Source organism: Thermobifida halotolerans, from assembly GCF_003574835.2.
GTDB classification, from domain to species: Bacteria; Actinomycetota; Actinomycetes; order Streptosporangiales; family Streptosporangiaceae; genus Thermobifida; species Thermobifida halotolerans.
Genome location: NZ_CP063196.1, coordinates 2,739,732 through 2,758,227, shown reverse-complemented (window position 1 = coordinate 2,758,227; position 18,496 = coordinate 2,739,732). Strand labels below are relative to the sequence as shown.

At 71.4% G+C, this 18,496-nt stretch carries 19 protein-coding genes; 13 read left to right on the top strand and 6 right to left on the bottom strand.

The genetic code is table 11. The annotated features are described in order from the left end of the window. The gene (locus NI17_RS12325) at positions 1–1,332 is read left to right on the top strand and encodes a PrsW family intramembrane metalloprotease (RefSeq protein WP_119267742.1); all 1,332 of its coding nucleotides are present in this window, start codon (positions 1–3) and stop codon (positions 1,330–1,332) included. Here NI17_RS12325 and NI17_RS12320 read toward each other — a convergent pair. After that, positions 1,277–2,338 (bottom strand): COX15/CtaA family protein, encoded by a 1,062-nt coding sequence (locus NI17_RS12320; RefSeq protein ID WP_119267741.1) that lies wholly within the window; start codon positions 2,336–2,338, stop codon positions 1,277–1,279. The genes NI17_RS12325 and NI17_RS12320 overlap by 56 nt on opposite strands. Positions 2,339–2,435: 97 nt before the next feature. Further along, positions 2,436–3,338, bottom strand: coding sequence for an EamA family transporter (locus NI17_RS12315; RefSeq protein ID WP_119267740.1), 903 nt, complete (start codon positions 3,336–3,338; stop codon positions 2,436–2,438). Positions 3,339–3,474: 136 nt separating this feature from the next. Between NI17_RS12315 and NI17_RS12310 the strand changes: the two genes are divergently transcribed. Next, positions 3,475–4,695 (top strand): arginine deiminase, encoded by a 1,221-nt coding sequence (locus tag NI17_RS12310; protein WP_068692790.1) that lies wholly within the window; start codon positions 3,475–3,477, stop codon positions 4,693–4,695. 92 nt (positions 4,696–4,787) lie between these two features. Then, positions 4,788–5,792 carry an ornithine carbamoyltransferase gene (gene argF / locus NI17_RS12305; protein WP_068692791.1) on the top strand — a complete coding sequence of 335 codons (1,005 nt, stop codon included), beginning with the start codon at positions 4,788–4,790 and terminating at the stop codon, positions 5,790–5,792. Positions 5,793–5,835: 43 nt separating this feature from the next. On the opposite strand, the gene NI17_RS12300 is transcribed toward argF, so the two are convergent. The 3 genes from NI17_RS12300 to NI17_RS12290 all read right to left on the bottom strand — a co-directional run bounded on the left by NI17_RS12300 (position 5,836) and on the right by NI17_RS12290 (position 7,950). Beyond that, positions 5,836–6,159, bottom strand: coding sequence for a hypothetical protein (locus NI17_RS12300; RefSeq protein ID WP_068692792.1), 324 nt, complete (start codon positions 6,157–6,159; stop codon positions 5,836–5,838). A 64-nt stretch (positions 6,160–6,223) separates the two neighbouring features. Then, positions 6,224–7,021, bottom strand: a complete 798-nt coding sequence (locus tag NI17_RS12295; protein WP_068692793.1) for an ABC transporter permease — start codon at positions 7,019–7,021, stop codon at positions 6,224–6,226. Beyond that, positions 7,021–7,950, bottom strand: a complete 930-nt coding sequence (locus tag NI17_RS12290; protein WP_068692794.1) for an ABC transporter ATP-binding protein — start codon at positions 7,948–7,950, stop codon at positions 7,021–7,023. The genes NI17_RS12295 and NI17_RS12290 overlap by 1 nt, the downstream gene beginning before the upstream one ends. A 267-nt stretch (positions 7,951–8,217) precedes the next feature. On the opposite strand from NI17_RS12290, the gene NI17_RS12285 reads away from it, so the two are divergent. The 10 genes from NI17_RS12285 to NI17_RS12240 all read left to right on the top strand — a co-directional run bounded on the left by NI17_RS12285 (position 8,218) and on the right by NI17_RS12240 (position 16,250). Beyond that, a complete protein-coding gene (locus tag NI17_RS12285) occupies positions 8,218–9,012 on the top strand; it encodes a helix-turn-helix transcriptional regulator (protein ID WP_170163027.1) in 795 nt (264 codons plus the stop codon). After that, a complete protein-coding gene (sufB, locus tag NI17_RS12280) occupies positions 9,012–10,424 on the top strand; it encodes a Fe-S cluster assembly protein SufB (RefSeq protein ID WP_068692795.1) in 1,413 nt (470 codons plus the stop codon). Before NI17_RS12285 ends, sufB begins: the two co-directional genes overlap by 1 nt. A gap of 2 nt (positions 10,425–10,426) precedes the next feature. Further along, positions 10,427–11,587: a Fe-S cluster assembly protein SufD gene (sufD, locus tag NI17_RS12275; protein ID WP_068692796.1), complete on the top strand. Its 1,161-nt coding sequence runs from the start codon at positions 10,427–10,429 to the stop codon at positions 11,585–11,587. After that, complete coding sequence (locus tag NI17_RS12270) at positions 11,580–11,912, top strand: non-heme iron oxygenase ferredoxin subunit (RefSeq protein WP_068692797.1); 333 nt, start codon at positions 11,580–11,582, stop codon at positions 11,910–11,912. Before sufD ends, NI17_RS12270 begins: the two co-directional genes overlap by 8 nt. 10 nt (positions 11,913–11,922) lie before the next feature. Beyond that, positions 11,923–12,684 carry a Fe-S cluster assembly ATPase SufC gene (sufC, locus tag NI17_RS12265; RefSeq protein WP_068692798.1) on the top strand — a complete coding sequence of 254 codons (762 nt, stop codon included), beginning with the start codon at positions 11,923–11,925 and terminating at the stop codon, positions 12,682–12,684. A 2-nt stretch (positions 12,685–12,686) separates the two neighbouring features. After that, complete coding sequence (locus NI17_RS12260; protein ID WP_068692799.1) at positions 12,687–13,964, top strand: cysteine desulfurase; 1,278 nt, start codon at positions 12,687–12,689, stop codon at positions 13,962–13,964. Between the two features lie 12 nt (positions 13,965–13,976). Next, entirely contained in the window at positions 13,977–14,456 is a 480-nt protein-coding gene (gene sufU, locus NI17_RS12255; RefSeq protein WP_068692800.1) for a Fe-S cluster assembly sulfur transfer protein SufU, read from the top strand. Further along, the gene (locus NI17_RS12250) at positions 14,453–14,815 is read left to right on the top strand and encodes a metal-sulfur cluster assembly factor (protein WP_068692801.1); all 363 of its coding nucleotides are present in this window, start codon (positions 14,453–14,455) and stop codon (positions 14,813–14,815) included. The genes sufU and NI17_RS12250 overlap by 4 nt, the downstream gene beginning before the upstream one ends. Positions 14,816–14,976: 161 nt before the next feature. Continuing rightward, the gene (locus NI17_RS12245) at positions 14,977–15,507 is read left to right on the top strand and encodes a DUF1269 domain-containing protein (protein ID WP_068692802.1); all 531 of its coding nucleotides are present in this window, start codon (positions 14,977–14,979) and stop codon (positions 15,505–15,507) included. Continuing rightward, the gene (locus NI17_RS12240) at positions 15,507–16,250 is read left to right on the top strand and encodes an MBL fold metallo-hydrolase (RefSeq protein WP_068692803.1); all 744 of its coding nucleotides are present in this window, start codon (positions 15,507–15,509) and stop codon (positions 16,248–16,250) included. The genes NI17_RS12245 and NI17_RS12240 overlap by 1 nt, the downstream gene beginning before the upstream one ends. 27 nt (positions 16,251–16,277) lie before the next feature. Here NI17_RS12240 and NI17_RS12235 read toward each other — a convergent pair whose 3' ends face one another. Further along, positions 16,278–18,404 carry a hypothetical protein gene (locus NI17_RS12235; protein ID WP_068692804.1) on the bottom strand — a complete coding sequence of 709 codons (2,127 nt, stop codon included), beginning with the start codon at positions 18,402–18,404 and terminating at the stop codon, positions 16,278–16,280. Positions 18,405–18,496 lie beyond the last annotated feature (92 nt).

Below are 18,496 nucleotides of genomic sequence, written 5' to 3'. Positions count from 1 at the left end.
ATGCGTCCCCTAGACACCAAAGCGATCCTGGAAGGTCGCAAGCCCGGACGCCACTCCGTCGGCCTGATCGCCGGAATCGTGGTGAGCGTCCTGTGCATGCTGCTGATGCTTGGCTACCTGCTGCTCAGCGGTCTCGTCGGAGCCGGGACCGCGGGAGTCGTCGCGTTCCTCGTCAGCCTCGTCGCGGCAGTCGTCCCCGTCACCATCCTCGTCCCCCTCATCCTGCTGCTGGACCGGCTCGAACCGGAGCCGAACTCGGTTCTGCTGTTCGCGTTCCTGTGGGGCGCGGGCGTGGCGGTGCTGACGTCGTTCGTCCTCAACACCCTCGGCATGGAGCTGTACACCGTCCCGGTGTTCGGTGAGGACCTGGGCGCCTACCTCAGCGCCGCCGTGGGCGCGCCGCTGGTGGAGGAGAGCGCCAAGGGCCTGGCCCTGCTGTTGCTGCTGTGGCGGCGCCGCCACGAGATCGACTCCTCCACCGACGGCATCATCTACGCGGCCATGGTCGCCACCGGCTTCGCCTTCGTCGAGAACGTCTCCTACTTCCTCGGTGCGCTGTTCACCGAGGGAGCCGCCGGATTCGCGGTCACCTTCGTGCTGCGCGGGATCATCGCGCCGCTGGGCCACCCCCTCTACACCGCCATGATCGGTCTGGGCGTGGCCTACGCCGCCACGCACCGGGGCGTGGGCCGCCTGTTCATGCCGGTCCTCGGCTGGCTCGGCGCGGTCGTGCTGCACGCGCTGTGGAACGGCTCCACCGCGTTCGGCTGGACCGGGCTGGGCCTGGTCTACGCCCTGCTGTTCTGCGTCCTGGTGGCCCTCATCGTCGTGGCGGTGCGCGACCGCCGCCGCCAGGTCGCGGCCATCGCCCACTACCTGCCGCAGTACATCCCCACCGGGCTGGTCACGCCCCACGACATCCAGATGCTCAGCACCATGGGAGGGCGCAAGCGGGCGCGCGCCTGGGCGCGGCAGGTCGCGGGGGCGCGCGGGCGCCGGGCGATGGAGGACTACCAGTTGGCCGCCACCGAACTCGCGCTGCTGCACCGGCGCCTGGACCGGGGCGTGGCCAGACCCGACTGGTGGGAGCGGCGCGACGCCATCCTGGCGCTCATGCACATGGCCCGCGAGGCGTTCCTCGGACGGGCCGTCCAGCCCGCCGCGCCGACCTGGACACAGCAGCCCACCGACTCGGGGTTCCTGCGGCGTTCGGACTTCCAGCACGTCATCGCCCAGGCGCACGCCCAGCAGGGCGGCATGCCGCCGCAGCCGCCCGCTACCGACTGGCGGCAGGGACCGCCGCAGCAGCAGCCGCCCCGGTGGGGACCGTGACGCGTTCGGCGGTGGCGAAGTACAGCCGCAGGATCGCCGTCCACGTCAGCAGCGCCCCCAGCACGTGCAGCACCACCAGCCAGGCGGGCAGGCCCAGCAGGTACTGCACGTAGCCCAGCCCGCCCTGGGCGAACACCACGGCGACCAGCAGCCACGCCTGGACACGCACCAGGCGTGGCGCGCCGGTGCGGACCGCCGCGACGAGCACGGCCACGGCCAGCGCGGTCGTCAGCCACGCCAGGGCCGAGTGGACGCGGGTCACCGCCTCCAACGGGAAGTCCCAGCGCGGGGCGGCGGCGTCCCCGCCGTGCGGGCCGGTGCCGGTGACCACGACACCGGCCACGATCAGCACGAGCCCCACCGGGACCAGAGCGGCGACCGCCGTCCGCAGCCGCGGCCCCACGGTGGGGCGCAGGTCCCCCCGGGGTTCGCGACAGCGCACGTAGTAGGCCATGGTGACGACCACCACGAGGACCGACAGCACGAAGTGCGCGCCCACCGAGGCCGGGTGCAGGTCGCTCCAGACCGTGATGCCGCCGACGACCGCCTGGCCCAGCACCCCGACCGGCACCAGGGCGGCCATGACCGTCAGGTCGCGCCTGCGGGGCCGCAGGCGCAGCGTCGCCACGAGCACGATCACCCCGACGGCCAGCACCAGGAACGTCAGCGTCCGGTTGCCGAACTCGATGGTCGCGTTGAACGCCGAGTGGTGGGTGCCCACCGGCACGAAGCTCTCCGGGGTGCACCTGGGCCACTCCGAGCAGCCCAGCCCCGAGGAGGTGACGCGCACCGTCGCGCCGGTCACCGCGATTCCGGCGTTGACGACGACGTTGCCCAGCGCCCACCAGCGCAGCGACGAGGTCGTGGGATGCCAGATCGTGCGGGCCAGCAGCACCAGCGCCGCCACCCCGACGACGCAGAACGCCACCTGCCAGGCCCACAGCGGCAGGTTCAGGATCACGATGTCGTCCGCCGCGAACGCGACAGATCGGGGAGAGGCTGTCATACGACAGATCGTAGTAGAGGGGCGCGGGAGTTCCCTTCGGGGTCCGTGCCTGCGGTGAACTGCGACGACACGGACCCTTCGCAGGGGCCGGGCGGGCTCAGGTCCGCGCGGAGCGGGTCGCGCCCACGCTGGCGGCGACCACGCAGGCCACCGCCGCCCACTGGGCGACGGTGAGGAACTCGCCCAGCACCACCATGCCCACCAGCGCGGCGGCGGCCGGCTCCAGGCTCATCAGGATGCCGAACACCCGCGGCGGAATCCGGCGCAGCGCCCGCATCTCCAGGGAGTAGGGGACCACCGACGACAGCAGCCCCACGGCGAGCCCGACCAGTAGCACCTCCGGCCGCAGCAGGGCCGTGCCGCCCTGGCCGATCCCGACCGGCGCGACCAGCAGCACGCCGACCGCGCTGGCCACCGTCAGCCCCGAGGTGCCGGGGAAGCGGCGGCCGGTGGCCGCGCTGAGCAGGATGTAGGCCGCCCACGCCGCGGCGGCCAGCAGCGCGAACGCCACACCGGCGAGATCCACGCCGCCCTCGCCCCGGCCCAGCAGCGCCACCCCCGTTCCGGCGAGCGCCACCCACACCAGGTCACTCCAGCGGCGCGACCCCGCGACCGCCACCGCCAGCGGCCCCAGGAACTCGATGGTCACCGCCACGCCCAGCGGAATGCGCGCGAACGACTCGTAGATGGCGTAGTTCATCGTCGCCAGCGCCACCCCGAGACCGGCGGCCACCAGCCAGTCGGAGCGGGTGTGGCCGCGCGGTGCGGGCCGGGCGAGCGCCAGCAGCACCAGGGCCGAGCTGAGCAGGCGCAGCCACACCACGGCGCTGGGCGGCAGGACCGCGAACAGGTTCTTGGCCACGCCCGCGCCGAGCTGCACCGACAGGATGCTGATTCCGACCAGCCAGGTCGGCGGCACGGCGGCGCCCGCGGCACGGGTCAGCGTCGCGGCGCGGGAGAGCGGCCCCGCCACGGACCGCCGAAGGGAATCGCTGCTCACCGGATCATCCTATGAAGGCGGGGTGGGCGGGGCGGGAGTAAGGGGAGAGGCTGGCGGGAAAGCCTCCGGGCGTGGTCGAATCGCGCCGTGCGCTCCGGCACGCCCACGGGTCGGTCGAGACAGTGAGGAGCAAGCCGTGGCCTTTTCCGTCAACTCCGAGGTCGGCCGCCTGCGCCGGGTCATCGTGCACCGGCCCGACCTGGAACTGCAGCGCCTGACCCCCAGCAACAAGGACGCCCTCCTCTTCGACGACGTGCTGTGGGTGGAGCGCGCCCGCGAGGAGCACGACCTGTTCGTCGCGCACCTGCGCGACCGCGGAGTGGCCGTGCACGTCTTCGGGGAACTGCTGGAGGAGATCCTTCACCTCCCCGAGGCCGAGTCCTCCATCCTCGACCACGTGCTGGACGAGCGCTTCTACGGCCCCATGGCCCTGGACGCCATCCGCGACTGCCTCGACGCGATGGACGCCGCCCAGCTGCGCCGTTTCCTCGTCGGCGGCATCACCAAGCGGGAGCTGCTGGACCGGGTGCCCGAACCCCGGTCGGTGTGGTTCCACACCCTCGACCTGGACGCGTTCGTGCTGCCGCCGCTGCCCAACCTCATCTTCACCCGCGACACCTCCTGCTGGATCTACGGCGGGGTGTCCATCAACGTCATGCGCAAGCGCGCCCGCATGCGCGAGACCACGCTGTACGAGGCCGTCTACCGGTGGCACCCGCTGTTCGCCGACGCCGACTTCCAGGTGTGGAACCCGGGGGTGGCCTGGGCGCCCGCCACCATCGAGGGCGGCGACGTGATGCCGGTCGGCGACGGCTCGGTGCTGGTGGGGCTGAGCGAGCGCACCCGCCCCCAGGCGGTGGAACTGCTCGCGCGGGAGCTGTTCGCCCGCGGCGGCGCCCGGCGCATCCTGGGCATCTGGATGCCCAAGGCGCGCTCCACCATGCACCTGGACACCGTCATGACCAACGTGGACTACGGCGTCTTCACCAAGTACGCGGGACTGGGCATGCTGCCCTCCTACACGATCGAGCCGGGTGACAGCGACAAGGAGCTGAAGATCACCGACCATCCGCCCGAGGACATGCACCGGGCCATCGCCGCCGCGGCGGGGGTCGACGACATCCGGGTGCTCACCCCCACCCAGGACGTCTTCTCCTCCGAGCGCGAGCAGTGGGACGACGGCTGCAACGTCTTCGCGCTGGAGCCCGGCGTGGTCCTGGCCTACGAGCGCAACGTCTCCTCCAACGCCTACCTGCGCGCCAACGGGATCGAGGTCATCACCACCCCGGGCAACGAACTGGGGCGCGGACGCGGCGGTCCGCACTGCATGACCTGTCCGGTGGAGCGGGACGCCTGAGCGGGGACCGGAAAAGTACTTGAATGCCTATTCGCTAATATGTATACCTTTCCAGACATGTTGACGTGACGGACAGAGGAGAGCCTGCCGCGATGGCGTTCAACCTGCGCAACCGCAGTTTCGTCAAGGAACTCGACTTCACCCCCCGGGAACTGCTGTTCCTGATCAGGCTGGCAGCCGACCTGAAGGCCGCCAAGTACGCGGGCACCGAGCAGCCGCGGCTGCTCGGCAGGAACATCGCCCTGATCTTCGAGAAGACCTCCACCCGCACCCGGTGTGCCTTCGAGGTGGCCGCCCACGACCAGGGCGCCCACGTCACCTACCTGGACCCGGCGGGCTCGCAGATCGGCCACAAGGAGTCCATCAGGGACACCGCCCGGGTCCTGGGGCGGATGTTCGACGGCATCGAGTACCGGGGCTCGGAGCAGTCCCTGGTGGAGGAGTTGGCCGAGTACGCGGGAGTGCCGGTGTGGAACGGCCTCACCGACGAGTGGCACCCCACCCAGATGCTCGCCGACTTCCTCACCGTCACCGAGCACACCGACAAGCCGCTGGGCGAGGTCACCCTGGCCTACATGGGCGACGCCCGCAACAATCTCGGCAACTCCCTCACCGTCACCGGCGCCATGCTCGGCGTGGACGTGCGCATGGTCGCCCCCCGCGAACTGTGGCCCGACGAGGAGACCGTGGCCGCGCCCGCCCGCTCGATCGCGGAGACCACCGGCGCCCGCGTCACCTTCACCGAGGACGTCGCCGAGGGCCTGGCCGGAGCCGACTTCGTCTACACCGACGTGTGGGTGTCGATGGGCGAGCCCGCCGAGGTGTGGGAGGAGCGCATCCGGCAGTTGCTGCCCTACCAGGTCAACGCCGAGGCGCTCAAGGCCACCGGCAACCCCGACGTCAAGTTCCTGCACTGCCTGCCCGCCTTCCACGACCTGGGCACCCAGGTCGCCCGCGACCTGCACGCCCGCACCGGGCTGAGCGCGCTGGAGGTCACCGACGAGGTGTTCGAGTCGCCCGCCTCCGTCGTCTTCGACCAGGCGGAGAACCGGATGCACACCATCAAGGCGCTCATGGTCGCCACCCTGGGCGGCTGAGCCCCCCGGGCGTGCCCGCCCCGCGCGGGGCGGGCACGCCCCCTCACCGGTGCGGGTGTCCCACGGTCGGCGGCCGTGCCACGGCCGCCACCAGCAGCAGCATCCAGGCGGTGAAGAACACCAGCGGCTGCAACCCGGTCATGACGAGCCCGGCGGCGCTCCGGTTGGCCAGTCCGGTGGCCGCCTGGAAGGCGATCCACAGGAAGGGCAGCGCCGCGGCCAGCAGGTTCACGCACAGCGCGGCGACGACCAGACCGGTGCGCGCCGGTCTGCGCCACCGCACCAGCGCCGCGCCGACACCCAGCAGCACCAGCGGCGGTCCGAGGTGGCGCACCAGAACGAACCAGGGGACGCCGAGGAATTCCACGCGGGGATTCTAGGCGGCACGGGCAGGTCCCGCGGTGCGGCGGGGCCTGCCGGAGAGTCGGCGGTCACTCCCAGCGGAAGAACCGGCCCGCCAGCGCCGCGCCGACCCCGGTCCAGGCGAGCAGGACGAGCACGGAGCCGACCGGGAGGGTCGCGCCGTCGGCCAGCACCGCGCGCAGGCCCGACGACAGGGCGGTGATGGGCAGGGCCTCGATGAGGGGCAGCGCCGCCGCGGGGAAGCGGTCGACGGGGAAGACCACCCCGCCCAGGCCCAGGAGCACCACGTAGACCAGGTTGGCGGCGGCCAGGGTGGCCTCGGCGCGCAGCGTGCCCGCCATGAGCAGGGCGAAGGAGCTGAACGCGGCGGTGGCCAGGACCACCAGGACCACCGCCGACAGCACGCCGCCCGCGCCGCCCCGCGGGTCCCAGCCCAGCGCCAGCGCCACCGCGCAGATGACCGACACCTGCAGGAGTTGGACCGCCAGCACCGCCAGGGTCTTGGCGGCCAGCAGCCCCAGCCGCGACAGGGGGGTGGCGCCCAGGCGCTTGAGGACCCCGTAGCGGCGCTCGAAGCCGGTACCGATGGCCTGCCCGGTGAACGCGGTGGACATCGTCGCCAGCGCGAGCACGCCCGGGGTCAGGAAGTCCACCCGGGAGCGCTCGCCCAGGTCCAGCAGCGAGGTGACGCTGAAGCCGACCAGCAGCAGCACCGGGATGACGAGGGTCAGCAGAAGCTGCTCGCCGTTGCGCAGCAGCAGCCGCAGCTCCAGTCCGGCCTGGGCCGAGATCCGGCGCCAGGCGGGAGCCGACCCCGGGTTGGGGGTGAAGTCGATGGGAGCGGTGGAGGAGGTGGAGGAGGGCATCAGTCGCGCAGGTCCCGGCCGGTGAGTTCGAGGAAGACGTCTTCGAGGGTGCGCCGGTGCACGCGCAGGTCCTCGGGCATGACGGCGTTGGCGGCGCACCAGGTGGTCACGGTCGCCACCAGCCCCGGTCCGAGCTCGGTCGGACCGGCGCAGGCCACCGTGTAGTGGCCGCCGGGGTGCTCGGTGACGGCGCAGCCCGCCGGCAGCGCCGCGGCGAGGTCGGACACGTCCAGCCCGGCGCCGGCGCGGAACCGCAGTTCCTGTCCGCCGCGGGTGAGGTCGGCGGTGGGGCCGTCGGCGACCACCCGGCCGTGGTCGATGATCACCACGTGGTCGGACAGCCGTTCGGCCTCCTCCATGTAGTGCGTGGTCAGCACCACGCCCACGCCCGCCGCGCGCAGCTCGGCGACCAGTTCCCAGGCGGCGATGCGGGCCTGCGGGTCCAGTCCCGCCGTGGGCTCGTCCAGGAACACCAGCTCGGGGCGGCCGATGACGGCGGCGGCCAGGGACAGGCGCTGCTGCTGGCCTCCCGACAGCCGCCGGAAGGGGGTGCGCGCCGCGGAGGACAGGCCGAGCCGCTCCAGCAGGGTCTCGGGCGGGACCGGGTTGGCGTGGAAGGCGGCCATCAGGCGCAGCCACTCGCCCGCGCGGGCGCCGGTGGGTACCCCGCCGCTCTGCGGCATGACGCCGACCCGGGGTTTGAGCGTGTGGGCGTCGCGCAGCGGGTCGAGGCCGAGGACGCGGACGCGGCCCGCGTCGGCGCGGCGGAACCCCTCGCAGATCTCGATCGTCGAGGTCTTGCCCGCGCCGTTGGGGCCGAGCAGCGCCGTCACCGCTCCCCGGGCGGCCGTGAACGACAGGCCGGCCACGGCGGTGACGGCGCCGTAGCGCTTGACCAGGTCGGTGACCTCGACCGCAGCGGTGTCCATGACGAAGAGTCTACGGTGGGGGCACGCAGGGGGCGCACGGGGCCGGTGGGGGCCCCGGGGCTCCGGAGACGCACCGGTTGTCTCAGAGAGTGAGACAGGATTTCCGCTCGGTGGGAGGCCGGAGGGAGCGGGGGCGGGCCTTCCCCGGCTTCGACGGCGGACCGGGGGAGAAATCCCTGTTAGGCAAGGCTAAGTTGTGTGTCCTATGGCACTCGACACAGTTTGCCCATCGGGATGTAATTAGGCCACACTGATGTTGTGAAAAACATGGGCGGGAAACAGTGTGTGGAGGGGACGGCCAGAACCGGCGCGTCCCGGACACCCGCTGGCCACGATCTGGGCGCCGAGACCGGCACCCGGGCACGGGTCGCCCGACTCATACTCGAACATGGTCCGATCACGGCGTCCGCGTTGGGCGAGCGGCTCGGGCTGACGCCGGCGGCCATCCGCCGCCACCTTGACAACCTGATGAGCGAGGGCATGGTCGAGGCCCGCGACGCCCGACCCGTCGGACGCCGCCGCAGGGGCAGGCCCGCCCGTGTCTTCGCGATCACCGGGGCCGGCCGCGACGCGTTCGTGCACGGCTACGACGACCTCGCAGCCAGCGCGCTGCGGTTCCTCGCCGAGAAGGCGGGACCGCAGGCCGTCGCCGAGTTCGCACGACGCCAGGTGGCCGACCTCGAACGCCGGTACCGCTCCGTGCTCGCCGCCGCGCCCCCGCAGCAGCGGGTCCGGTTGCTCGCCGACGCGCTGTCCAACGACGGCTACGCCGCCTCGGCGGGCGGGGCGCCGGCCGGGGGAGAGCAGTTGTGCCAGCACCACTGCCCGGTCGCCCACGTGGCGGCGGAGTTCCCCGAACTGTGCGACGCCGAGGTCGAGGCCTTCGCCCGGCTGCTGGGCACCCCGGTGCGCCGCCTGGCCACCATCGCGCACGGCGACGGCGTCTGCACCACCCACGTCAGCCCCCGCGACATCGGCTCCCTGACCGCCGAGACCCGCACCCAGCGGGACACGGACACACAACGCCACGACAGGACGTCTCGTCCAGGAGGATCCGCGTAATGACGTCTACCGCGCACCCCGAGCTCGAAGGGCTCGGCACCTACGAGTACGGCTGGGCCGACCCCGACGTGGCCGGCGCCTCGGCGCGCCGCGGTCTCGACGAGGAGGTCGTCCGCGACATCTCGGCCAAGAAGAACGAGCCGGAGTGGATGCGGGACCTGCGCCTCAAGGCGCTCCGCCTGTTCACCAAGAAGCCGCTGCCCACCTGGGGCGCCGACCTGTCGAAGATCGACTTCGACAACATCAAGTACTTCGTGCGGTCCACCGAGAAGCAGGCCGCCTCCTGGGAGGACCTGCCCGAGGACATCCGCCGCACCTACGACAAGCTGGGCATCCCCGAGGCCGAGAAGCAGCGCCTGGTCGCCGGGGTCGCCGCGCAGTACGAGTCCGAGGTCGTCTACCACCAGATCCGCGAGGACCTGGAGTCCCAGGGCGTCGTCTTCCTGGACACCGACACCGCGCTGCGGGAGCACCCCGAGCTGTTCAAGGAGTACTTCGGCACGGTCATCCCACCCGGCGACAACAAGTTCGCCGCGCTCAACACCGCGGTGTGGAGCGGCGGCTCCTTCATCTACGTGCCCAAGAACGTGCACGTGGAGATCCCGCTGCAGGCCTACTTCCGGATCAACACCGAGAACATGGGCCAGTTCGAGCGGACGCTCATCATCGTCGACGAGGGCGCCTACGTCCACTACGTCGAGGGCTGCACCGCGCCGATCTACAAGTCGGACTCGCTGCACTCGGCGGTCGTCGAGATCATCGTCAAGAAGAACGCCCGCTGCCGCTACACGACCATCCAGAACTGGTCGAACAACGTCTACAACCTGGTGACCAAGCGTGCCGTCGCCTACGAGGGCGCCACCATGGAGTGGGTCGACGGCAACATCGGCTCCCAGGTCACCATGAAGTACCCGGCGGTCTACCTGATGGGCGAGCACGCCAAGGGCGAGACCCTGTCCATCGCCTTCGCGGGCGAGGGCCAGCACCAGGACACCGGTTCCAAGATGGTGCACTGCGCCCCCAACACCTCCTCGACCATCGTCTCCAAGTCGGTGGCCCGCGGCGGGGGCCGCGCCTCCTACCGCGGCCTGGTCCAGGTGCAGGAGGGGGCCGAGCACTCCAAGTCCACGGTCAAGTGCGACGCGCTGCTGATCGACACCGTCAGCCGCTCCGACACCTACCCGTACGTGGACGTCCGCGAGGACGACGTGGAGATGGGCCACGAGGCCACCGTCTCCAAGGTGAGCGAGGACCAGCTCTTCTACCTGATGAGCCGCGGTCTGGACGAGGACGAGGCCATGGCGATGATCGTCCGCGGGTTCGTCGAGCCCATCGCCCGCGAGCTCCCCATGGAGTACGCGCTGGAACTGAACCGGCTCATCGAGCTGCAGATGGAAGGAGCGGTCGGCTGATCATGGCCACCCCCAATCTCGGAATCAGGGAACACAGCCACGGCGGCGACCTTCCCGTCTCCAAACTCGACGTCCACGGATCCTTCGATCCCGACGACTTCCCCAAGCCCACCGGGCGCGAGGAGGAGTGGCGCTTCACCCCGCTGCGCAGGCTCCGCGGCCTGCACGACGGCCGTGACATCGCCGACGGCGTGGCCGACGTCAAGGTGACCGCCCCGCCGGAGGTCGTCGTCGAGACCGTGGGCCGCGACGACGCCCGCCTGGGCCGCTCCTTCCTGCCCAGCGACCGGGTCAGCGCCCTGGCCTACCGGTCCTTCGCCGAGGCCGTCGTCGTCACGGTGCCGAAGAACACCGAGGCGAGCGAGCCGGTGTTCGTCACCGTCACCGGCACCGAGCAGGGGGACGCCTACGGCCACGTGCTGGTCCGGGTCGAGACCTCCGCCTCGGCCACCGTGGTCCTGGAGTACCGCGGCAACTCGGTCTACGCCGACAACGTCGAGTTCGTCGTCGACGACGGCGCCCGGCTCGACGTCGTCAGCCTCCAGGACTGGGACCGCGACGCCGTCCACGTGTCGCACCAGTACACCAAGGTCGGGCGCGACGCGCGCTTCCGCAGCGTCGTGGTCACCCTCGGCGGGGACCTGGTGCGCCTGTCGCCGAAGGTCGGCTACACCGGCCCCGGCGGCGACGCCGAGTTGTACGGCCTGTACTTCACCGGCGAGGCCCAGCACCACGAGCACCGCTCGCTGATCGACCACAACGTCTCCCGCACCCGCAGCCGGGTCGAGTACAAGGGGGCGCTCAGCGGCGAGGACGCGCACGCGGTGTGGATCGGCGACGTGATCATCGGCGAGGGCACCGAGGGCACCGACTCCTACGAGCACAACCGCAACCTCGTGCTCACCGACGGCACCCGCGTGGACTCCGTGCCCAACCTGGAGATCTTCACCGGTGAGGTCGAGGGCGCCGGACACGCCAGCGCCAGCGGCCGCCTGGACGACGTGCACCTGTTCTACCTGCAGTCCCGCGGCATCCCCGCGGACGAGGCCCGGCGGCTGGTGATCCGCGGCTTCTTCGCCGAGGTCCTCAACCGCATCGAGATCCCCGAACTGCGGGAACGCATCATGGACGAGGTCGAGGAGAAGCTGGCGCTGCATGAGTAGTGAAGGAACCTACACCAGGGTCTGCGCGCTCGGCGAGGTCCCCGAGGAGGGGGCGCTGGGCGTGGAGGTCGACGGCACGCCCGTCGCCATCGCCCGCAGCGAGGGCGAGGTGTACGCGATCAGCGACATCTGCTCGCACGCCGAGGTCAACCTCTCCGAGGGGGAGGTCGAGGACGGCACCATCGAGTGCTGGCTGCACGGCTCCTGCTTCGAACTGCGCACGGGCAAGCCGATCAACCCGCCGGCGACCCAGGCGGTCCCCACCTACCGAGTGAAGATCGACGGCGACGACGTACTCGTCTCGCTGGACACCGAGAAGGCGTGAAAGAGACACCATGACCACATTCGAGATCCGCGGTCTGCGCGCCGACGTCCTCATCGGAGCCGAGGAGCGGCAGGAGATCCTCAAGGGCGTCGACCTGACCATCAACTCCGGTGAGACCCACGCCATCATGGGCCCCAACGGCTCGGGCAAGTCCACCCTGGCCTACGCCGTCGCCGGACACCCCAAGTACGAGATCACCGAGGGCGAGGTCCTGCTCGACGGTGAGAACGTGCTGGAGATGAGCGTCGACGAGCGCGCCCGCGCCGGCGTGTTCCTCGCCATGCAGTACCCCGTCGAGGTCCCCGGCGTGTCGATGTCCAACTTCCTGCGCAGCGCCGTCACCGCCGTGCGCGGGGAGGCCCCGAAGCTGCGGGCCTTCTCCAAGGAACTGCAGGAGAGCATGAAGGGCCTGTCCATCGACCCCTCCTTCGCCTCCCGCGGCGTCAACGAGGGCTTCTCCGGCGGTGAGAAGAAGCGCCACGAGATCCTGCAGTTGGAGCTGGTCAAGCCCAGGATCGCCATCCTCGACGAGACCGACTCCGGCCTCGACGTCGACGCGCTCAAGGTCGTCTCCGAGGGCATCAACCGGGCCAAGGCCAACAACGACATGGGTGTGATGCTCATCACGCACTACACCCGCATCCTCAACTACGTCAAGCCCGACTTCGTCCACGTCTTCGCGGGCGGCCGGGTCGCCGAGTCCGGCGGTCCCGAGCTCGCCGAGACGCTGGAGGCCGAGGGCTACGAGCGCTTTGTGAAGGTGGGCGCTTAACCGTGACAGCACGCGAGCTGGACGTCGAAGCGATCCGGGCGGACTTTCCGATCCTGTCCCGGACCGTCAGAGACGAGCGCCCGCTGGTGTACCTCGATTCCGGGGCGACCTCGCAGAAGCCCCGGCAGGTCCTCGACGCCGAGCGGGAGTTCTACGAACGCCACAACGCGGCGGTGCACAGGGGCGCGCACCAGCTCGCGGAGGAGGCCACCGACGCCTACGAGGCGGCCCGAGCCACCATCGCGGCCTTCGTCGGCGCCCCGGCCGACGAGGTGGTGTTCACCAAGAACGCCACCGAGGCGGTCAACCTCGTCGCCTACGCCATGAGCAACGCGGCCACCGCGGGCGAGGAGTTCGCCCGCCTGGCCGTGGGCCCGGGCGACGAGGTCGTGGTCACCGAGATGGAGCACCACGCCAACCTGGTGCCGTGGCAGGAGCTGTGCAAGCGCACCGGGGCGACGCTGCGCTGGTTCGGCGTCACCGACGAGGGCCGCCTCGACCTGTCGAACCTGGACGAGCTGGTCAACGAGCGCACCAGGGTCGTGGCGCTCACCCACCAGTCCAACGTGCTGGGCACCGTCAACCCGGTCCGGAAGGTGGCCGACCGGGCGCACGCCGTCGGCGCGCTGGTCCTGGTGGACGGCGCCCAGTCGGTGCCGCACATGCCGGTGGACGTCACCGAGCTCGGCGCCGACTTCCTGGTGTTCTCCGGCCACAAGATGTGCGGTCCCAACGGCATCGGCGTGCTGTGGGGACGCGGCGAACTGCTGCGCGCGATGCCGCCGTTCGTCTCGGGCGGCTCCATGATCGGCGTGGTGCACATGGACCACTCCACCTGGGCCGACCCGCCCCAGCGCTTCGAGGCCGGAGTGCCGATGGCCCCCCAGGCGGTCGGGCTGGCCGCGGCCTGCGACTACCTGGACTCCGTCGGCATGGACGCGGTCGCCGCCCACGAGCACGCCCTGGTGGAATACGCGCTCAAGCACGTCGGTTCCATCGAGGGCGTAAGAATCGTCGGACCGGCCGACGCCGAGGCACGCGGGGGAGCGGTGTCCTTCACCGTCGACGACATCCACCCCCACGATGTCGGACAGGTGCTGGACGACCTGGGCGTGGCCGTGCGCGTGGGACACCACTGCGCCTGGCCGCTGCACCGCAGGTTCGCTACGGTGGCCACCACCCGCGCCTCGTTCTACCTGTACAACTCCTTCGCCGACGTGGACGCCCTGGTCGAGGGAATCCGCGAGGCGCAGCGGTTCTTCGGCGTGGCCCGAAGCTAGGAGAGGCGTGCCATGAAACTCGACGCGATGTACCAGGAGATCATCCTGGACCACTACCGCAACCCGCACCGCAAGGGGCTGCGGGAGCCGTTCGACGCCGAGAGCCACCACATCAACCCGACCTGCGGCGACGAGGTCACCCTCCGGGTGCACCTCAGGCCCGAGCAGAACGGGGAGAACGGCGCCGCCACGGTCGCCGACATCTCCTACGACAGCATGGGCTGCTCCATCAGCCAGGCCAGCGCCTCGGTCATGACCGAGCTGCTCGTCGGCAAGACCGTCGACGAGGCGATGGCCGTTCTGGAGGAGTTCACCGCGCTCATGCAGTCCAGGGGGCAGGCGGAGCCCGACGAGGACGTGCTGGAGGACGCGGTGGCCTTCGCCGGGGTGTCGAAGTACCCCGCCCGAGTCAAGTGCGCGCTGCTCGCCTGGATGGCGTGGAAGGACGCGACCGCCAAGTCACTGGCAACCCAGAAGGAGGGGGCCGCATGACCGCCGGAAACGAGACCGCCCAGACCCCGCAGGCCCCGGCCGCCGAGGCGGACGAGGCGCTCGTCGAGGAGATCACCGACGCGCTCAAGGACGTCATCGACCCCGAACTGGGCGTGAACGTCGTCGACCTCGGTCTGGTCTACGGGCTGAACGTGGACGACACCTCCATCGTCGTCGACATGACGCTGACCAGCGCCGCCTGTCCGCTCACCGACGTGCTGGAGGACCAGGCCGCCAGCGCGCTGGACGAGTTCGACCGCGAGGTCAAGATCAACTGGGTCTGGATGCCGCCGTGGGGTCCCGACAAGATCACCGAGGACGGTCGGGACCAGTTGCGGATGCTGGGCTTCAACGTCTGACGGACCACCGCCGACGGGGACGTCCCGTCGGCGCCGACGCCCGCAGCCGACCGGCTGCGGGCGTTTGCCGTTTCTTGGCGCGCGGCCCGGTGAGGAACAGCACCGCCCGGTCAGAGGGGGAAGGAGGCGCAGTCCCGCGGACAGGAGACGGAGGCCCTCCCATGACGCATCTGGTGGTGTTCGGCGTGGCCGACCGGGACCGGGCGGAGCAGGCGCTGGAGATCGCCGACGACCTGGCCAGGAGAGAACTGCTGCAACTGCGGGACGCCGCCTACGTCTACCGGGACGCCAGGGGCAGACCGCGCATCCAGCAGACGCTGAGCACGACCGGTGTGGGGGCCGCGGGCGGCGCCCTGTGGGGCACACTGATCGGAACACTGTTTCTGTCCCCCGTCCTCGGTCTGGCCGTGGGGGCGGCCGCCGGGGCGGTCGCGGGCAGGCTGACCGACATCGGGATCGACGACGGCATGATCCGCGACATCGGCCGCCAACTGCAGGAGGGCAGGGCCGCGGTGTTCCTGCTGGCGCGCTCGGCCACCCGGGACCGCGTCGTCGAGGCGTTCCGGCCGCTCGAACCGGTCGTGCTGGAGACCAGCCTGACCAGGAAGGACGAGGAAGAACTCGTCAGGGCGCTGCAGGACGAGGAGACCGCCCCGTCCGCACGGCGGCGGTCCGTCCGGGAGGGAAGCTGATGGCCTACAGACACACGCTGCCGGGAATCCACCGCCTCGGACACGCCCACGTCAACCTGTACCTGGTGGTCGACGACGACGGGGTCACGGTCGTGGACACCGGCCTGCCCGCGACCTGGCCGCTGCTGCTGCGCGCGCTGCGGAAGGTCGGCGCGGAGCCCGAACAGGTGAGGGCGGTGGTGCTCACCCACGCGCACTTCGACCACCTGGGGCTCGCGGCGAGGCTGCGCGGGCAGTGGCGACTCCCGGTGTGGGCGCACCCGGAGGAGTTCTTCGTCGCCGCCCACCCCTCCCAGTACCAGCACGAGAACAGCCGGCTGTGGTACCCGCTGCGCCACCCGGGAGGCATCCCGATCCTCACGGGCATGGTCGCCGCGGGCGCGCTCACCGTCGACGGGGTGACGGACCTGTCCCCGCTCACCCCCGGAGAGGTGCTCGACGTCCCCGGACGTCCCCGGATCGTGTTCACCCCCGGGCACACCTTCGGCCACTGCGCGCTGCACCTGCCCGAGCACGACGCGGTCATCACCGGTGACGCCCTGGTGACCCTCGACCCCTACACCGGGGTCGAGGGGCCCCAGATCGTCTCGGGCGCCGCGACGGCGGACAGCGCCCGCGCACTCGAATCGCTGGAGGCGCTGGCGGCCACCCGGGCCGCGGTGGTGTTCCCCGGACACGGACGTCCCTGGAGGGACGGTGTGCTCAGCGCGGTGGAGCAGGCCGCGGCCGCCGGTCCGTCCTGAGCCGCCGCGCCGGACCGGCGGCCGGGCTCACAACCTCTGGACGGCGTGCAGGGACAACCGCAGCTCCTCGGCGATGTCGTCGTCGCCGCGCTCACTGAGCAGGTCCAGCAGTTCGGCCGGGCCGCCGGCGAAGCCCCCGTCGTCCTCGCTGATCCGGCGGGCGATGATGTCGACGGCCTCCTGGGGGCTGGCGGGCGCGGTGTAGCCGATCAGGCTCAGCGCCCGGCCGAGGTGGCCGCTGTCGGCGGGGACCTCGGCGGCCTGGAGCAGGCGGGCGTCCAACCGGTCGCCGTTGACGGTGATGAACAGCCGGTCCCCCGGCTGGGCGCCCAGGCGGCGCAGCAGGGGACGCAGCGAGTCGAACGCCGCCTGGTCCCGCCAGACCAGGACCAGCAGGTCCGCGCCGGGGCCGGTCAGGCACAGCAGGCGTCCCGGCTGCAGTCCGAGGTGGGCGGCGTAGCCCGGCGGCACGGCGACCGGTGCGCCGTTGAGTTGGTCGGCGGTCACGTCGATGCGGTGCCACCAGCGTCCGTCGGGAGCGCGGAAGCAGCGCGCCGAGGTGACCACGCCCGCCCTCGGCTCGGGGGAGGGCCTGGACTCGGCGGCGGGGCGGCGGCGGATGGGCAGGCCGTTGGTGGTCATGGACGGGGAACCGGCGGGGAACGCCGCATGCCCGCCGAAGTCGCCCGTGGCCTCGGCCGCGTGCAACGGCACGCTCTCGTCGACCAGGACGTAGCCGTCCTGGATGCTGACGCCCGGGGTGCTCAGCAGCCACGCCCGCAGCGCCTGGGTGCGGATGCCGAGCTTGCCCAGCCGCAGGCCCGCCTCGGTGACGCTGGGCTGGCCGGAGAGCAGTTGGCGGGTCTGCCAGCGCAGGTGCCCGGTGTCGGCGGCCAGCAGCCAGTTGTCGTCCAGCCGCCGGTCGGTGAACAGCGTCATGACGATCCGCCACAGCGGGATGCCCAGGGAGGGCACGTCGACCTGGTGGTCGGGGTGCGCGTTGACCAGGTGGTCGATGGTGGTGGCCACGCCCAGTTGGTCGGACACCTCGCGCAGGTGCCGGGCCATCGGCGCGCCGACCGGGGAGCTGAGCCACTGGAGCAGGCGCTCCTCGACGGTGCGCTGGGCGTTGCGCAGTTCGCCGATGTCCATCTGCAGTTGGTCGGCGAGCAACCGGATGCTGGTCGGCTCCGAGGTGAACAACCGCTCGGTGGCGATGAGCCGCTCCAGCTCGCTCCAGTCCCGGCACAGCTGCTCGAACAGGTCAACCAGGGGGTGCGCGCCGAGTTCGGGGGCGGTGTCCTCGACGACCGCGGCCGCCTGCCGGGCCTGGGAGCGCAGTGCCTTGGGCGGCCCGAACGCCGGGCGGCGCAGGGTTCCGCCGGGTCCGAGCAGGGGGCTGCCGCCGCGCCGGGCCAGCAGGGGGACGGGCTCTTCGGAGTCGGGGGTGTGCGCGGATGCCGTCGCGCCGTCCTCGCCGGCGGCCAGGTCGCGGTCCCGGTGGGCGCGCAGGGCGCGCAGCGTCCGGATGGCGCGCGTGGCGGGGGTCTGCGTGCTCCTGACCGAGTCGGTGGTGGGACCGGCGGAGTCGGCGCCGGTGGCGTTGGTGAGGTAGGCCAACGCGTTGTGGACGTGCTCGGGCGCGGAGGACGGCATCCAGTTCGCGATGGTGCGTACGGCCTCGATCATCAGGGCGGGGGAGGGGGCGGGGCCGCTGAAGGGGCCGCTGGTGAAGGGGACGACCGACCGCCACATCACCGTGCTGACGACCTCGAGGACGTCGCAGTTGTTGGGGAAGTCCCATTCGCGCATCGTCTGGGGGGAGGTGCAGACCAGCCGTTCCCAGTCGCCCGCGGTGGCCAGCACGGCGCCGCGTACGGGCTCGGCGATCTCGTCCATGTCCACCGCGAGTCCGCGCAGCGTCGGCAGGAACTCGCAGACCTCCAGGTGGTCCCACTGCTCGACGGCCAGCCGGGCCAGGCAGTGGGCCAGCCACGTGGGTCCGGCGATGTCGAGCACGCGGGGCAGGGGAAGAGACCGCCACCAGCCGTCCACCAACCGTGGGTGCCGTAGGACCGCGGAGATGTCGGTCGGTCTACTCCATCGCAGAGCGGGAACGAGGTCGGTGAGGCTGATCGGCGAGACGGCGTTCATCGACGGGGGACCTCGACCTCCTGGCACACGACTCGCGGAATGTGCGAGAACGACACGGATGTCCGGTTACGCGCTACACATTACGCTCCCTG

What these genes read in the sequence shown, in the direction of transcription:
- NI17_RS12290 (WP_068692794.1), bottom strand. Translation starts at nt 7,950, where the DNA reads ATGGACACCGCTGCGGTCGAGGTCACCGACCTGGTCAAGCGCTACGGC.
- NI17_RS12235 (WP_068692804.1), bottom strand. Translation starts at nt 18,404, where the DNA reads ATGAACGCCGTCTCGCCGATCAGCCTCACCGACCTCGTTCCCGCTCTG.
- NI17_RS12325 (WP_119267742.1), top strand. Translation starts at nt 1, where the DNA reads ATGCGTCCCCTAGACACCAAAGCGATCCTGGAAGGTCGCAAGCCCGGA.
- NI17_RS12320 (WP_119267741.1), bottom strand. Translation starts at nt 2,338, where the DNA reads ATGACAGCCTCTCCCCGATCTGTCGCGTTCGCGGCGGACGACATCGTG.
- NI17_RS12295 (WP_068692793.1), bottom strand. Translation starts at nt 7,021, where the DNA reads ATGCCCTCCTCCACCTCCTCCACCGCTCCCATCGACTTCACCCCCAAC.
- sufB (WP_068692795.1), top strand. Translation starts at nt 9,012, where the DNA reads ATGACGTCTACCGCGCACCCCGAGCTCGAAGGGCTCGGCACCTACGAG.
- argF (WP_068692791.1), top strand. Translation starts at nt 4,788, where the DNA reads ATGGCGTTCAACCTGCGCAACCGCAGTTTCGTCAAGGAACTCGACTTC.
- NI17_RS12240 (WP_068692803.1), top strand. Translation starts at nt 15,507, where the DNA reads ATGGCCTACAGACACACGCTGCCGGGAATCCACCGCCTCGGACACGCC.
- sufD (WP_068692796.1), top strand. Translation starts at nt 10,427, where the DNA reads ATGGCCACCCCCAATCTCGGAATCAGGGAACACAGCCACGGCGGCGAC.
- sufU (WP_068692800.1), top strand. Translation starts at nt 13,977, where the DNA reads ATGAAACTCGACGCGATGTACCAGGAGATCATCCTGGACCACTACCGC.
- NI17_RS12245 (WP_068692802.1), top strand. Translation starts at nt 14,977, where the DNA reads ATGACGCATCTGGTGGTGTTCGGCGTGGCCGACCGGGACCGGGCGGAG.
- sufC (WP_068692798.1), top strand. Translation starts at nt 11,923, where the DNA reads ATGACCACATTCGAGATCCGCGGTCTGCGCGCCGACGTCCTCATCGGA.
- NI17_RS12270 (WP_068692797.1), top strand. Translation starts at nt 11,580, where the DNA reads ATGAGTAGTGAAGGAACCTACACCAGGGTCTGCGCGCTCGGCGAGGTC.
- NI17_RS12250 (WP_068692801.1), top strand. Translation starts at nt 14,453, where the DNA reads ATGACCGCCGGAAACGAGACCGCCCAGACCCCGCAGGCCCCGGCCGCC.
- NI17_RS12285 (WP_170163027.1), top strand. Translation starts at nt 8,218, where the DNA reads ATGGGCGGGAAACAGTGTGTGGAGGGGACGGCCAGAACCGGCGCGTCC.